At 39.5% G+C, this 14,830-nt stretch carries 16 protein-coding genes; all 16 read left to right on the top strand.

The annotated features are described in order from the left end of the window. Positions 1–4 precede the first annotated feature (4 nt). The 16 genes from essB to CFS60_RS14065 all read left to right on the top strand — a co-directional run bounded on the left by essB (position 5) and on the right by CFS60_RS14065 (position 14,826). Positions 5–1,189, top strand: a complete 1,185-nt coding sequence (gene essB / locus CFS60_RS08710; protein ID WP_088810660.1) for a type VII secretion protein EssB — start codon at positions 5–7, stop codon at positions 1,187–1,189. Beyond that, positions 1,179–5,687: a type VII secretion protein EssC gene (gene essC / locus CFS60_RS08715; RefSeq protein ID WP_088839094.1), complete on the top strand. Its 4,509-nt coding sequence runs from the start codon at positions 1,179–1,181 to the stop codon at positions 5,685–5,687. Before essB ends, essC begins: the two co-directional genes overlap by 11 nt. Positions 5,688–5,709: 22 nt before the next feature. Further along, a complete protein-coding gene (locus tag CFS60_RS08720; protein WP_088816158.1) occupies positions 5,710–6,060 on the top strand; it encodes a DUF4176 domain-containing protein in 351 nt (116 codons plus the stop codon). Positions 6,061–6,074: 14 nt separating this feature from the next. After that, entirely contained in the window at positions 6,075–6,491 is a 417-nt protein-coding gene (locus tag CFS60_RS08725; RefSeq protein ID WP_088816159.1) for a DUF5082 family protein, read from the top strand. An 18-nt stretch (positions 6,492–6,509) separates the two neighbouring features. Beyond that, a complete protein-coding gene (locus tag CFS60_RS08730; protein ID WP_088816160.1) occupies positions 6,510–6,806 on the top strand; it encodes a hypothetical protein in 297 nt (98 codons plus the stop codon). After that, positions 6,790–8,559, top strand: coding sequence for a T7SS effector LXG polymorphic toxin (locus CFS60_RS08735; RefSeq protein ID WP_088816161.1), 1,770 nt, complete (start codon positions 6,790–6,792; stop codon positions 8,557–8,559). The genes CFS60_RS08730 and CFS60_RS08735 overlap by 17 nt, the downstream gene beginning before the upstream one ends. Before the next feature lie 18 nt (positions 8,560–8,577). Beyond that, positions 8,578–9,090 carry a hypothetical protein gene (locus CFS60_RS08740; protein WP_088816162.1) on the top strand — a complete coding sequence of 171 codons (513 nt, stop codon included), beginning with the start codon at positions 8,578–8,580 and terminating at the stop codon, positions 9,088–9,090. 255 nt (positions 9,091–9,345) lie between these two features. Continuing rightward, the gene (locus tag CFS60_RS13855) at positions 9,346–9,507 is read left to right on the top strand and encodes a hypothetical protein (RefSeq protein WP_159458168.1); all 162 of its coding nucleotides are present in this window, start codon (positions 9,346–9,348) and stop codon (positions 9,505–9,507) included. Positions 9,508–9,512: 5 nt separating this feature from the next. After that, positions 9,513–10,115, top strand: coding sequence for a hypothetical protein (locus tag CFS60_RS08745; protein WP_088816163.1), 603 nt, complete (start codon positions 9,513–9,515; stop codon positions 10,113–10,115). Next, positions 10,115–10,612 carry a hypothetical protein gene (locus CFS60_RS08750; protein ID WP_088816164.1) on the top strand — a complete coding sequence of 166 codons (498 nt, stop codon included), beginning with the start codon at positions 10,115–10,117 and terminating at the stop codon, positions 10,610–10,612. The genes CFS60_RS08745 and CFS60_RS08750 overlap by 1 nt, the downstream gene beginning before the upstream one ends. 20 nt (positions 10,613–10,632) lie before the next feature. After that, positions 10,633–10,845: a hypothetical protein gene (locus CFS60_RS08755; protein WP_244169966.1), complete on the top strand. Its 213-nt coding sequence runs from the start codon at positions 10,633–10,635 to the stop codon at positions 10,843–10,845. Positions 10,846–11,134: 289 nt separating this feature from the next. Beyond that, a complete protein-coding gene (locus CFS60_RS14060; protein ID WP_088816165.1) occupies positions 11,135–11,875 on the top strand; it encodes a hypothetical protein in 741 nt (246 codons plus the stop codon). A gap of 22 nt (positions 11,876–11,897) precedes the next feature. Continuing rightward, positions 11,898–12,413 carry a hypothetical protein gene (locus tag CFS60_RS08765; RefSeq protein WP_088816166.1) on the top strand — a complete coding sequence of 172 codons (516 nt, stop codon included), beginning with the start codon at positions 11,898–11,900 and terminating at the stop codon, positions 12,411–12,413. Positions 12,414–12,427: 14 nt separating this feature from the next. Then, positions 12,428–12,718 carry a hypothetical protein gene (locus tag CFS60_RS08770; RefSeq protein WP_088816167.1) on the top strand — a complete coding sequence of 97 codons (291 nt, stop codon included), beginning with the start codon at positions 12,428–12,430 and terminating at the stop codon, positions 12,716–12,718. Beyond that, positions 12,699–13,043, top strand: coding sequence for a DUF2185 domain-containing protein (locus CFS60_RS08775; RefSeq protein ID WP_088816168.1), 345 nt, complete (start codon positions 12,699–12,701; stop codon positions 13,041–13,043). The genes CFS60_RS08770 and CFS60_RS08775 overlap by 20 nt, the downstream gene beginning before the upstream one ends. Before the next feature lie 145 nt (positions 13,044–13,188). Beyond that, on the top strand, positions 13,189–14,826 hold the full coding sequence (locus CFS60_RS14065; protein ID WP_255387559.1) for a DNA/RNA non-specific endonuclease: 1,638 nt from the start codon (positions 13,189–13,191) through the stop codon (positions 14,824–14,826). Positions 14,827–14,830 lie beyond the last annotated feature (4 nt).

The raw sequence follows: 14,830 nt of genomic DNA on the forward strand, positions 1-14,830 counted from the left end.
GATAATGAAAAACAAGATTGAGATTGGCGGAGTTTCTTACGAATACAACTATGAGGATACAGTGTGGTCTGTTAGCTTTACTGAGTCGCGGACGCGCATTAAAGACGATGCAGAGCTGGAAATTTTGGCAAAGCCTTCCTCGTATTTTGTTCCAGTAGAGATGGAACATGCGAATGATACATATACATTTAATTATACGATTGCAAAGGAAACGTACAGTTTTGACGAGCTGAAAAATTTTGAACGAAAAGATAGCTTGCGCGCGCTGCGAAACGTGGCGGAACTTGAGGCGCTAATTGGAACGCGCTTCACTTTTTTCCTTCACCCGAGCAATATTATTTTTGACGAAAACTTAATGCCCAAAATCGTTCATCGGGGATTAAAAGGGATTTTGGAGCCTTACGATTTAACGCGCGAAACATTTTTCAAACAGTATCAATCGCTTATTGTGGCGATGTTCCAGAAAAAATATGACTTTGACAATTTATATGCGGGATCTGTTCAAAATGCACGCGGAACGGCCTTTTTGAAGGCGATTGTAGATGCAAAAACGACCGCGGAATTAGTGGGCATTTTAGATGAGGCGTTTCAGAAGGAGAAGGAAAGTTCTGGCAAGAAGATGGCGCTCGTCCCTAAAAAGACGTTTAGAACGTATAAAGGTCTTGCGGTTGGGTTTATTATTGCGGCTGTGTTGCTTGCTGCGCCGCTCATTTACTTGGCGTTTATGAAAGTGCCCTATCAGAACGAGTTGCTTACGGCGAATGAAGATTTCTTGAAAACGGACTATTCGAAGGTGATTGCGGATTTGGAAAATGAAGATCCAGAGAAATTGCCACAAGCCTCTAAATACATTTTGTCGTATTCGTACTTGCAAGGTGAAAAATTGGACGATAAGAAAAAAGAAAATATCATGAAGAATTTAAGTTTGAAGTCTGACGAGCAGGCACTATTATATTGGATTTATAACGGGCGCGGGGACTTTGATGAGTCGCTTGATGCGGGACAACGATTACAGGACGATGTGCTGATTACTTATGCGCTTACGAAACAATTGGAAGAAGTTCGCGCGGATAAGACGCTTTCTGGGGATGAATCAGTGAAGAAACAAGCGGAAATTGAAGCGGAACTGAAGAAATACATGGAAAAACTAGAAGGCTCAGATAAGGGAGAACAGACAGATGAAGGATAAAACTTTACTTATTGTTAGCAACGGGAGAGAAATTCATAAACAGCATTTAAATCGCGACAAAGTGATTCAAATCGGGAGTTCGAAGGATGCGAACATTTTTTACCCGGGACTCGCGGAAAATTTAGATATCAAATTCGAAAATGAAACATGGTTCGCTGGAAGTACGGCGCTTGCTTTGGATGAAAAGCAAGATTTCCACACGGAAGAAGAAGAAAAGCTGTCACTTTACGTGACGGAAAACATGGTGCCGCGGTCCTATGATGTGGCAGGCTTATTTGTTGTGACATTTGGCGCGGGAGACTTCCAAGATGTTGCCATTGCAGGCACAAAAGCCGATTTTGTTTTCCTGCGTGACAGCACAGAAGAGGCGTTTTCTGTCCAAGTTTCTGCGGGTGAAGTGTACCACAATTTGGAGCGCGTAACTGGGAAAGTGTCGCTTCAAGTTGGTGACCAGCTTTATGTTGACGGTGTGACGATTACAGTTGGTCAAGATGACATTACGGTTTTAGGGCGTGATAATCGGGTGCAGGCAAAATTGGGCTCCTTAGTTGCTGCTGACAATGCGTACAGTGTGGACTATCCAGATTACCACCGGTCGCCGCGCATTATTTACCGTGCACCGGAAGATAAATTTACACTGGCGAAACCAGCAAACAAACCGGCAAAACCAACTGACGGCCTTTTGAAAATCATTTTGCCGCCGCTCGTGATGATTGCCATCACCGTTTTAATTTCGATTTTCCAACCTAGAGGGATTTACATTTTCATGACGCTTGCGATGACTGGTATGACGGTTATCATGTCTACAGTAGCCTATGTCAAAAATCGTAAGGAATATAAGGTCGGAACGAAGGAACGCGAGGAAAGCTACGATTTATACCTAAAGAGAAAAACGAAAGAACTTCACAGTGCGAGCGAAGAACAACGTCACGCGCTGCTGTATCATTATCCGAGCATTGAGGAAATTCGCGACATGGCGGTTAGTGTGGATTCACGGATTTATGAGAAAACGATGCTTCACCATGATTTCCTGACATTTCGTGTGGGGACGGGAACGGAGCCGATTAGTTTTTCGGTGGATTACAAAGAAGAGGAATTCACGCAAGAAAAAGATGAGCTGCTAGAAGCTGCCACAAACTTGAAGGCGCAGTACTATGAAGTGAAAAATATTCCGATTGCAACCGACCTAATGAATGGCCCAGTCGGCTACATTGGCCCGCGTCGTCTTGTGCTGGAGCAATTGCAAATGCTCGTGATGCAAACAGCACTTTTCCACAGCTACTTCGATTTGCAATTTGTCACGATTTTCCCAGAAGAAGAAAAGAGCGAATGGGACTGGATGCGCTGGCTGCCACATGCGAATGTGCGTGATGTCAACGTCCGCGGCTTTGTGTATCACGAACGCTCGCGCGATCAAGTGCTTAATTCGCTGTACCAAATTTTAAAAGAACGAAAACAAGCGCTTACTGAGCGTCCAAATAAGAACGAAAAAATGTACTTTGCTCCACATTACGTGGTTTTAATTACTGACGAAAAACTAGTTTTAGACCATACCGTGATGGAATTCTTTAACGAAGATCCAGCCGAACTTGGCGTATCGCTCGTATTCGTGCAAGATGTGATGCAGAGCCTACCTGAACACGTGAAAACGGTTGTCGATATTCGCGATTACAACAGCGGGAACGTTATTTTGGAAAAAGGTGAGCTCGTAAATCGCGCCTTCGTTCCAGACCACTTGCCACACGATTTTGACAAGGAATCCATCTCCCGTGCGCTCGCACCCCTGAATCATTTGCAAAATCTGAAGAATTCAATCCCAGAGTCCGTCACATTCCTCGAAATGTACGGCGTGACGCGCGTTGAAGAGTTAAACATCGCTACTCGCTGGCAACAAAATGAAACATATAAAAGTTTGGCGGTGCCACTTGGGCTTCGCGGAAAAGACGATATTGTTAACTTGAACTTGCATGAGAAAGCGCACGGACCGCACGGCTTAGTGGCCGGTACAACAGGTTCCGGTAAATCGGAAATCATTCAGTCGTACATCATTTCGCTTGCTGTCAACTTCCATCCGTATGAAGTTGCTTTCTTACTTATTGACTATAAAGGCGGCGGGATGGCGAACTTATTTAAAAATATGCCACATTTACTTGGAACGATTACAAACTTAGACGGGGCTCAGTCCATGCGGGCACTAGCTTCAATTAAAGCGGAGTTACAAAAACGACAACGCTTATTTGGCGAACATGATGTGAACCATATCAATCAATACCAAAAGCTGTATAAAAAAGGTGAGGCGAGTGAGCCAATGCCGCATTTATTCCTCATTTCAGATGAGTTTGCGGAATTGAAATCAGAACAACCTGAATTCATGAAAGAGCTTGTCTCGACTGCGCGTATTGGACGTTCACTCGGCATTCACTTAATCTTGGCAACGCAAAAACCGAGCGGTGTTGTCGACGACCAAATCTGGTCAAACTCGAAATTTAAACTCGCGCTGAAGGTTCAAAATGCGAGCGATTCAAACGAGATCTTGAAAACACCAGATGCGGCCGATATCACCCTACCTGGACGTAGTTACCTCCAAGTGGGTAATAACGAAATTTACGAACTTTTCCAAAGTGCATGGAGCGGCGCGGATTACGTGCCCGACAAGGAAGACGAGGACTACTTGGATACAACGGTCTACGCGATTAATGACCTCGGCCAATACGAAATTTTAACGGAAGATTTGAGCGGTCTTGACAAAAAAGAAGACTTAACAAAACTACCGTCCGAACTCGATGCTGTCATTGACCACATTCACGAATACACAGAAGCAGAACAAATTGCACCACTACCAAGACCTTGGTTGCCACCGCTTGAAGCAGAGATTTTCTTGCCAGAGCTACATCCGGTTGACTTTGACGTAGCGTGGACAGGCGAAAAACGACCACTACAAGCGACAATCGGCTTCCTAGATATTCCGGAAATGCAGGCACAAGAACCACTTTCCATTGACCTCGCGAAAGACGGTCATGTTGCTGTGTTCTCCAGTCCAGGTTTCGGGAAATCAACATTCCTACAAACACTCACAATGGCAGTTGCGCGCGAACACAGCCCAGAACGACTCCATGTTTACCTACTCGATTTAGGAACAAACGGCCTTTTACCGCTTAAAGACTTGCCACATGTGGCAGACACTATCATGGTTGACGAAGAAATTAAAATGCACAAACTTATTCGGCGCATCACGCGTGAACTCAAAGAGCGGAAGCAGAAGTTAAGTGAGTACGGCGTTGCCAGTATCGCGATGTATGAGAAGGCAAGTGGAACAGAAGTGCCAACTATCTTGCTTGTCATTGACGCGTTTGATTCGGTTTCAGAATCGCCATTTAAAGACGACTTTGAAAAAATTATTGCGCAAGTAGCCCGTGAAGGTGCCGGTGTCGGCATTCACCTCGCGATTAGTGCTGTCCGCCTAAACGCTATCCGAATTCAAGTGCTCGCCAATATTAAAACGCAAATTTCGCTATACATGATTGATCCAACTGAACCGCGCAACATTGTTGGAAAAACAGATTTGACAGTCGAAGAACTTCCAGGACGTGGGCTTGTTAAACTAGAAAATCCAACGTCATTCCAAACCGCGCTACCGGTCATCGGGGAAGACACTTTAGTTGTCATCGAAAATATTCAAAAAGAAAGCAAACAAATGAGCGAGGCCTGGAAAGGTGCTTTACCGGATCCAATTCCAATGGTGCCAGACGTCTTACCAATTGCCGACTACCTGGCGAAGCCGCTTGTAACGGACATGCTTGCAGATGGCAAACTTCCATTTGCAGTTGATTTCGAAGATGTGCTACCAATTGATCTAGCACTAAATAAAAACGGCAATACGCTTGTGCTTTCTGACATGAACGACGTCATCGAGCGCACAATGCTGTCGCTTACTGAAATCGCAACGCGTAATACGAAAATTGAAATTGCACTCTTTGACAATGCCAATTCGCGTTTCCAACCATACAGTCAGACCGTCAATTTATTCGCAGGTGACGAAGCGAGCATCACAGAAACTGTCACGCAACTAACAGGGCTACTTGATAACCGTGAAAACGCTTGGCGGGAAACACAAGCAAATTCAAACGGCAACACGCCACTCTCCGTTTTCGTCGAAGAGATGAGCTCTGTGGTTGTTCTTGTGACAGACGCTACTTTTCTTGCTGAAAACACCTCGCTTGATGTGCAGAAGCCGCTTCAAAGACTGGTGGAGAATGGCTCCAGAATGGGCATCTACTTCATTACAGGTGCCATCACAGGTCAACTTTATCGCGCCTACGACGACATCTCCGGCGTCTTCAAAAAACAAAAAGTGGGCATCCTAATCGGCCGTATCAGCGACCAAAATGTGCTTGAAGTTATGAACAAACCTTATAAAGAACAAATGCTACCGCCATATGAAGCCTATTACATTAATCAAGGCCAAGCAGAACGTATCAAGCTAGTAGCACCGATTTGAGTTTAGAGAGGAGATATTTGAGATGGATGAAAACACTACATTTTTACCGCTAGGGAGCATAGTTATTGTTAAAGGAAACACAAAGAAAATTATGGTTATTGCCAGGGGATTAGCAACTTTCATTGAGAATGAGGCTAAATACTTTGATTACGGAGCCTGCTTATATCCAGAAGGAATGATGGGTGATAGCCTGATTTATTTCAACAATGAAGATATACAAAAGATTGTAGTAGAAGGATTTTCAGATGATGATAATGAATTGATGCTTGATAATTTGAAAATGTGGATTGAGCAAGCAGATATACCAAAAGGAAACCCTGCTGAACTTCAAAAAAATACTACAACGAATAGCAATAAATTAAACTTAGGGTAACAGGAGGAGTTTAAATGACTGATGCTGCAACCTTAAAGAGTCAAAAATCCGCCAAACAAGCAGAACTCAATCAATGTGTAAGTGATAAAGCTTCGATTGAAGAAAAATTAGAGCGCTTGAGGACGGCAAAGAAAGAAGTCGCAAATGTCCAAACCGAAATAAAAGATTTAAAAAGTAAGGTAAAGGATAAATCCGAGCAACCAGATACTTGGCAAGGTAAAAAATTAACAGACTTTAAAAATCTCATGGAGGGCACCTTTAAGACAGATTACGACACGTACTATAAAAAAATCGATAACTACTATGACGAGATATGTGACGAAATTACACGTTTAGAAAATGAGGCGAATGAAAAAGGTGGATTAATCGGGTGGTTAGGAAACCAAATCAATAATTTGGGAAATGAAATAGACAAATTAGTGCATCACTAATTTTGTGAAAGGAGATGAATGATTTTGGGGTTTGAAATGATTCAAATTAACTCCATTATTTTCTTCGCTCTTGTGGGAGCAGCTCAAAAAAATGCTGGAGATTTTCTTGCAGATGCAGGTTCTATGCCAGAAATTACGTCCAAGTCAATTGCGTTAGATAATTTTGTAGACCAGTTTAAGGAGATGCAATCTGTTTTAGAAAGTTATAAGACACTACTACAAAAAGACTTGTCAACGATACATGATATTGGAAATTCGTTAGTGGAGACGGACAATGCATTAGGACGGGGGATACAAAATGGTTTATCAGATTAAGTATGATGATATAATGTCCGTAGGCGCGTTTACTAATTCTACTAGTAAAGCTTATTCGGATCAACTTGAAGCTATTTCAAAATCCATTAGTCCAATCATCTCGATGAACCAATTAAAGGGGCAGGCAGCTGACAGCGTGAAGACTTACTTAGCGGAAGTGCACGGAAATATTTTAGGCAGCATAGGGCAAATTATTCAAGAATATCAGGTGCGTTTCTTATTATACAAAGATGGCTATTTTCAAGAAATTGACAACGATTTACATGCTCAATTGGACGAAAAAGTTTTTGACGAATTAATTAGCTTTTTTAAATCATCGAAAAGTGCTTTTGAAGTAGAGGAAGTGAATTTAGACAGTACGATAGGGACAATAAATGATATATTAGCTACTAAAATTTCCGCCCAAAATGTTTTACAAAGTTATGAAGATGCCTCAAAGAGAGTAGGCGAGCTAAGAACTAAAACGGGTGAGTATGAAACAAAACACAAGAATGAGGACTTAGTAAATTTTAAAAATATGCTCCAAGCTTTAAAATTGTTGATAGCAGATTATCAGGGGAAAAATTCAAACGTTGTTACACAATATGAAGCTGGAAGTATTGCAACTGCTAACGGGGCACAAGATTTAGGTGCTGCCCTTCAAGCTTCGGCGACAGGTATGGAAGCGAGTCAAAGTCAAATCAAGGCTGCCGGTGGTCGCGAGGAAGCGAGATGGAAGGCATACGAAAAAGAATTAGCGGATGCAAGAAAAGAAAAAGGAATATGGAATGCAGTATTTGCTGTAGGTGCCATTGTGATAGGTGGTGCTGCGATTGTTTTAACAGCAGGAGCAGCAACACCGCTGGTAGTGACGGCAACAGTTGCAGGGACTGCATCTATGGCATACGGTGCTTCTAATTTAGTCGAGGCTGGACAAGATATATACTACGGTGCGACTGGTGACGGTTTTTCAATGGCAATAAACCCACTAAGAGATACAATATTTATGGGAAATCAGCAAGCGTATGATATATTTGGAACAGTAGCTACAACAGCTGCAGGGCTTTGCATTCCAGTTGGTGTCGGATTAAAAGCGGCGGAAACCACCGCGAAAACAGCTGGAACGGCTGTAACAAAGAAATTAGTCGCACAAGCAGTAGCCAAGGAACTAGGTAAGGAAGCAATTACAGGAGCGGTAGCAGGTGGAACAGGATATGCGACTAATTGGGCAGCGAATGAGTTTCTACCTCAGTTTGTTGGGGAAGATGCGGCTAGGAATATAGGTATTGGAGGCAGTCTGTTGACAGGACTGACAGCTGGTTGGGGTGCGTATAAGGGATTAAGTAATATGAGTGCGTTTCAAGTTAAGGCTGGAACAATAATTACAGAGGATTTGAGCAATGTTGCAAGATTTAGTGAGCGAACTGGTGAGGCCACGGGTACCGTTTGGGATGATATTAAAGGCACGCAACCTCCAAGAGAAGGAACTACAATTCCTAAATCTTTTGAAATAAACGTTAACGGAGGGAAATTGTGGGTAAATCCAAACGGAACCAAGCACATGATAGAATATTCAACTAGGAATCTATCCCATGGACAAAAACTTACTGAACAACAATTGTTAAGAAGTTTCCAAGGCGCTGTAGAACAAGCCACTTCCACAGGAATAAATTTTGATACTAAAATAATGATAGATAATTGGGAATTAATATTTAGTCCAGCTAGAGAAGCAGGACAATTACCAGTTGTTAAACATGCTGTGTATCTACCTTAACTATGAAAGGAGTATAATATGAAGATTAAAAGTTATGAAAATAAACTGGTTAAAGATGATGTGGAAGTTGACTATTACGTCCCACTCACTATATCGTTTTCTGAAAATGATGATAAGTATAGATTAGGAGAATTTTTTTATTATAGATTCGTTAACGAACATGAATCATTTGTTGAGATCAAAATTAATTCTGTTACACAGAAAATTGTAGAAGTAGTATTCACATCCATCAATGATATAGAAGATTCTAATTTAATTGTTGGGGAGTATACAGAAAAAAATCCAGTGATACAAACAAATATTTTTGATGTAAATTCGATTATAACTAAAGAAGCTGCTTTTAAAATACTTAGGGAACGAAAAAAAATATATTTTAAATTGGATGAAGAAAAGATAGATTCTGTTATAAAAATGTCTAGCCATGTATCTTTATTTCTAAATGAAGAGGGTGAGGTTATTGGCTTGGAATTTTCTAGTTTCTCAGATGATGAATGGACAGAACTTAATGAAAGTATAGAGTCTACTACTTAATTTTAAGCAAAATGAAATTCGAATAAAATTAAAAACAGATTCAGATGCTGCATTTTTCTGGTCTTGTAGAATAGATGGTGTTGGAGGAGCTGATATAGCAGCAAATGTAGCAAAAGATATGAGAAAACTAACTCTATAGTGAGATTAGTGTGCTCATATCTTTTGTTAATTTCAAAAGTGTTGAAATTAGCATGTTACTAGAAAACTAAACAAAAATTTACGTGATGTGGAAGACGATTAAGAGATACCATTTTTATGGGAAATCAACAAGCGTATGAAGCTGCAGCTGGTACTGGATATACGACCAATTGGGTAGCGAATGAGTTCCTACCTCAGTTTGTTGGGGAAGATGCGGCTAGGAATATAGGTATTGGAGGCAGTCTGCTGACAGGACTGACAGCTGGTTGGGGTGCTTAAGTAATATGAGTGCGTTTCAAGTTAAGGCTGTCCCGAATAGTGGAGTTCTGTCTAAGCCTACCATTCCCTCTGAGGGAATACAAGATGTTAATCTTAGTTCACCAAAGAAAGGCGCTTTTGAAACGAGTAAAACTAATCAAGCGATTTCTAAAAACGCGAGTAGTACTTTTGAGACTGGTGAGAAAGTTAGTGGACTTGAGGTAGCAGAAGAAACAGTTATTTATCGTAGAGTTCAAGGCGGACAAGGAACTAAATCTAGCCAAGATAGAATTGTTGTAGATGGAGATGGAAATATTTTTATCAACAAAAAAGATAGAGATTTAAATATAAGTATTGATAATGGAGAACATGCGAAACATTTTATTGAAAGCAATAGATTGGGTGCAGATTTGATAGAAATTGAGATGCCGAAGTGGTTTGATGACTTTGTACAAGAAAATATAATTCCTCAAGCTGGCTCAAAAACTAATCCAGCAAATCAAGGGGGAGCTGCACCGAAACTGACTGACCCAACTACTCCAGGAGTAAGCGTTGAGTTTCCCCCGCCTTGGTCTGAATGGATTGAAGAACATGCTATTAATGTTAAGGTAACGAAGGGTGGAAAGTAATGAATTTGATACCAGACTATACGAAAAATATAATTGTAGCAGTTGTTTTAGAAGGAAATTTATTATGGTATGTTTCTGATAAAGAAATTTGGTTTTTAGATTATCAGAAACGTATTGAAGCATTTAAAAATAAAGGATATAGTATTAATACTGACTATATTGATGAAAGTAGAAAAAACAACTTAGTTCTAGATACCTCTAATGCTTTAGAATTTCTTAATTTAATAAAAGAAAATAAAACAACTGTTGAAGAATTAAGAGAATCCTTATCAAAAAGTAAAAGTAATATAGATGACAGCTGGAAATATGATTATAGACCTAGTTTGTATGTGGATTTTGACAAGAAAATATTGTATTCAAATTACTCGGAACCATCTTCATATGAAGACTATGCTCCTGAATTTTGGGATTCTAAATATACAGATTTTGAAAATGAAATTCCAATTTCGAAAAAATATTGGCTTAATCATGGTGGTACCAATTTATTTAATGATTAATTAGGAAGGAATGTTTTAAATTGAAAAAAACTATTTCAATAATGGCAGAAGAATTTGAAAATGAGCAAACGGGAGAAAAAGTTGAAGGTGTGACGATTATGGTAGATGGTATGCTTAAGGAGTTTGTTAATATCGTTAAGTCTAAAGACTCTAAATACCAAACGACTGTTGATGTTATACAAGATGCTCTGATGAAAGGCTTAGAAGATATTAAGAAAGATTTTAGTAAATAAAGACTATCCCTAGAAAAAGGCACTTTATCACAAGACTAGTAATCAAGTGATAAGGTCTTGACTAGTAATCAGGAACTCATTAATCGAGTCGCCACTAGCTAACAAAAGTTAGCCGTATTCATTGTATGGAGACTGCAATACCAAAAAAGATATGAGAGAACTAACTCTATAGCGAGATTAGTGTGCTCATATCTTTTTGCTAATTTCAAAAGTGTTGAAATTAGCATGTTACTAGAAAACTAAACAAAAATTTACGTGATGTGGAAGACGATTAAGAGATACCATTTTTATGGGAAATCAACAAGCGTATGAAGCCGCAGCTGGTACTGGATATACGACCAATTGGGCAGCGAATGAGTTCCTACCTCAGTTTGTTGGGGAAGATGCGGCTAGGAATATAGGTATTGGAGGCAGTCTGCTGACAGGGCTGACAGCTGGTTGGGGTGCGTATAAGGGATTAAGTAATATGAGTGCGTTTCAAGTTAAGGCTGTCCCGAATAGTGGTATCTCAGCTAAGACGGTCCTTTCCCCTGAAAGCATAAAAGACATCAATCTTAGCTCGCCAAAGAAAGGTTCTTTTGAAACGAGTACAGCCAATCAAGCGATTTCTAAAAATACAAGTAGCACTTTAGGGGCTAATGTTCCTAATTCAGACATTGGAGTTGTACAGTCAAGAATTAATGTAGCGAATGGGAGAACTAGATTTACTCCAAAAAGACCTTCAACAGGAAAGCCAGTATCAGCAGGATTTGAACATGTATATGATGGGCACTTTAATAGACCGCTTGCAAACAGTCGTTCTATTTTTTCAATAACTACTGATAAATTAAAACAGATTTTGCAATCTCCCAGAGCTGTTAAATCCACTGTGATTGATATGTCTGGTGGACAGTATAAGAGAATTGTGGATACAGGAGAAATAATTGGAAATACCGCCTTGAAATTTGGTGGCAAACCTACTAGTTGGATTGAAATAATTACTGACCGAGCTGGAAATTTAATAACTACTTATCCAGTTCCAGCACCTTAAAATTATTATTGTGGAGGCAATTATGAGAGAAGAGACAATTAGTGAAGATTTATTAAAAGAATATTATCAAATTTTTAGTGACTCTCAAGCGTTAAAGAACTTTTTTAGTTATTATGAGGCATTAGTATCTTTTGTAAAAAAACATCCCATAGAATTTACTGACGAAGTAAAAGATGAATGGGGATTGAATGAACTTCTAGATATTAATATAAATGAATATCTAGTTGCTACCCCAGATATTTGTTTAGACATGGAAGCAAAGCGCTTAGTAAGAGCATATGAAAATATAGATACACTAGCAATGTCAATTCGAGATACATTATGGGATATGGTCACAGTATATTCTGGGAAAGATTGTCCTATCACGCCAAATGATGAGTTGAGATATATTAAATTAGTTTATAAGGACAATTCTGATAAGATTCTTTTAGAGTGTGCAGGATGTGGATGGACAGAAGACACTAGTGGAAATGAGTATACAGGACCTTATGGAAAAGTTTATCCTGTAAATCAAAAGGAAATTGAAAAATACATGTAACAAAAAAGGTGATTATGTTTTCACCCTGCTATTCTGAATTTGCGGGAAATCAACAAACACACGATATATTTGGAACAGTAGCAAAGGAACTAGGTAAAGAAGTTGTCACAGGAATAGTTACAATTGATAAGCTATCAACAAATGAAAATAAACCACTATATTACGTGTTGTTAAAAGAAGGATCAAATTACAGGTTAAAAGATAGCTTTGGGAAATCATGTTTAGATTATGCGAAAGAATATTCATGGAGAAATGATTTTATTACAGTTGTGGAGGAATTTGAAAGTGAGAATAAACAATTCTGATTTCGGAGGATTTATAGTCTCTAATAATATTTGCAAAGGAAATCCGATAAAGTACTCATTTAGGGAAAAATCAGAAAATAATAATTTAAATGGTTGGATGCTTTATTCTGAATTGGATGATGAAGAGTATGTAAATGACTCTAGTAACTTTACAATTTTAAATGCAGATTCTATATTTAAGATAGCTCCAGTAATGTTAGAAATTTTTAGTGCCCCATATGGAGCAGATTTATGTTGGTTGTATGAAAAAGATGTTCATATTGGATTTTATGATTTGAAAACTGATAGAGAAATAACTATTGATGAGATAATAACAACAAAATAGAAAGACACTCTACCAAGCGATGGGAATTGAGAAAATAGAGCCTTGAGTGATAAGAGGTAAACTCGCTAATCAAGTTGCTAATAGCTAACAAAAGCTAGCCGTATTGTTGCAATATCAAAAAAGATATGGAAAAACTAACTCGATAGTGAGATTAGTTTTTCCATATCTTTTTGCTATTTCATACAGCCATTCAAGTAACCAATCAAAACGAGACAGCATCGGGGAAGATATCGGCATTCTCAGCAAGTTTATGGATAAAGTAGATGGTGTTGTGAATGAAACAGTAGACGAACCTTTCCATAAAGATTTAGATGCGTTTGTTGATGGTATGCAAGATTTAAGCATTACGACCTATACGACAACGAATCGGATTGGTGCAACTTCGACGCAAACGGTTTATAATAGCTACTCTTACGGACAAACAACGACAATCGAAGTTCCTAAAAAAGAAGCAAACATGGAAGACTTGCTTGGTGGTGATAATTTCTACGGGAACCAGCTTACTGACATGTATAACGAATGGAAACTCGCTAATCCTGATGAAGAGGTGAGTAAGTCTGATTTCATTGTTGGCTCCGTTCACACAAGAGCTTTCGAGTATAAATCGATTAAGGATGAACAACAAGAGAAAGAATTTTGGGTAAATATTGTCAGTGCAGTAGTCATTATCGGAGTCGGAATCTTTTGCCCGCCAGCAGGCCTTGCGCTTGGTTTTGCGATGGGGGCACTAGAGATGAGTTCAGCTATTTCTGGGAAAGATTGGGTTTCCGGACGCGAATTAGACGCTGGTGAAAGGATATTACGAGGTGGCTTATCCCTACTCGATATTGTTCCCGGTGTCAAAGCCTTATCAAGTGGAACAAAGGCCATGACAACAGGTATCCGCATAACAGGAGTAGCAGACAACGTTTTTACAAGTGGAATGAAGACGGCTACGTCTAAAATAGATGACGTGATTCGCATTGGGAAATCGGAAGTGGCGTCACGTTTAGGAAATTTAAAAACGGCCGCAAACGATGCGATTCAATCAGCTGGGAAGCGTCTAACTACCTCTATTGATGAAGCAAGTGAAGCCGTAGCCCGTTTTTCTGATAATATAAGCAATGCTTTGCCAAAGAGACAACTAGCAATGGAAGGCGCAGGTGTATTACCAGCTGGCAATAAAGCAGCAACAAGCCTGTCAAAAGCAAGTGATGGAGTGAGAGCGGTTTTGAGTAAGATTGATACTTCTTTGGGTGGCACGGCTAAGAAGACAGATGGTATAATAGATGATGTAACTACAATAAAAGAAGTCCCTCATGGGGAGCATATTATTAAAGGTAAGCAAGGTAGAAAGGAACTATCTCCAAATACAAGATATATAACGGAAGACAGCTATCGTTATACAACCGATGAATTGGGAAGAATTGTAGATGTAGATGCAGATAATCTGATTTTGAAAACAGCAGAGAGAAATGAAGGGATGCAAAGAATTGCTGGACGAGAAGATAGATTAATTGATGATGATGGAGGCCATTTAATCGGTAGTCAATTTAATGGATCAGGGGATATAGACAATCTGGTTGCTCAAAATAGCCAAATTAATCGTTCTGGTGGAGAATGGTATAGCATGGAACAAATGTGGGCAAAGGCTTTGAAAGAGACTCCACCGAGAAAAGTATCTGTTAAAATATCTCCAAAATATACGGGCTCATCTTTAAGGCCAGATAAGTTTGAAGTTATTTATGAAATTGAGGGAAAAGGTATTTTTGATAAAATAATAAAAAATCAGTTGGGTGGTTGATATG

The organism is Listeria sp. ILCC792 (assembly GCF_900186135.1).
Taxonomy (GTDB): Bacteria; Bacillota; Bacilli; order Lactobacillales; family Listeriaceae; genus Listeria; species Listeria goaensis.